Raw genomic sequence first — 732 nt, 5'->3', positions numbered from 1 at the left:
ATGGCTTGAATTAAGTTATAAAGTAAACATCAAGCGTCGATGTTCTGGGTTTATTGGATGGTAAGTGGCGGAAAAAATTCAAATATTTTGATCTCACTCAACCTCGTACATGGCAGGTAAATCATTCCTTAACCATAATTACAGCGTGTGAACAGGTAGGGATATCACTATGAAAAACGAATTGGATCCAAGCAAAGTGCTACAAGCGTACGAAAACGTCATGAACAACGGTTCGCCAACGGAGTTCGGTAAGATCTATGAAGGTGTGGAGGCGTTCTCGGATTACGATGGTTACAACGTCTTTTTAAGAGGCAACGGCGTGGAGCTGAAAGTGGGTTTCCACAACACGTATCACCTAGAGTACGAGCAGGAGCACTTAAAAGAAACGTTTTTGAAAAAGATTGCGATGCTGGCGAAATAGGTCGACATTTCCCATGCACCAAAATCGCAGATATTAAAAAAGCCCTCGGGAGAACGCGCCCTTGGGCTTTAGGAGAAGAAATGTGTCAGAAGCGTTCACTCACACCGAATGATGAACGTTTGTTGAACATCTGACGTTTGGTTATTTCTTATTAATCGTCTTCAGCCAAACTCTCTTCTGCATAGTCGTCAGCCGCATCTGGTTTGTTGCGACCGTTTAGCGTATGGAAGCGCTTACGACCACGAGCCAGTTGGGTGTATTTTAACCAAGTGCGCTCGATTTTAGTTTTCGCTTTGCCTGGGTTTTCTAGC

General features: G+C 43.9%; 2 protein-coding genes. One reads left to right on the top strand and one right to left on the bottom strand.

Translation table 11 applies throughout. The annotated features are described in order from the left end of the window. Positions 1 to 169 precede the first annotated feature (169 nt). Positions 170 to 421 carry a DUF3081 domain-containing protein gene (locus R7Z49_RS24765; RefSeq protein WP_005464900.1) on the top strand — a complete coding sequence of 84 codons (252 nt, stop codon included), beginning with the start codon at positions 170 to 172 and terminating at the stop codon, positions 419 to 421. A gap of 151 nt (positions 422 to 572) precedes the next feature. Here the strand turns inward: R7Z49_RS24765 and maoP are convergent. Beyond that, positions 573 to 732 (bottom strand): DUF413 domain-containing protein (gene maoP, locus R7Z49_RS24760; RefSeq protein WP_318112340.1); only part of this gene is annotated, 160 nt, incomplete at its 5' end.

Origin of the sequence: Vibrio sp. 1562 (assembly GCF_033340155.1) — a bacterium.
GTDB lineage: Bacteria > Pseudomonadota > Gammaproteobacteria > Enterobacterales > Vibrionaceae > Vibrio > Vibrio alginolyticus.
Note: the sequence above shows the minus strand (reverse complement) of the source record. Positions and strands in the feature narration are given on the sequence as shown.

Excerpts from the sequence above, each read along its gene's own strand:
- R7Z49_RS24765 (WP_005464900.1), top strand. The coding sequence starts at position 170 with ATGAAAAACGAATTGGATCCAAGCAAAGTGCTACAAGCGTACGAAAAC.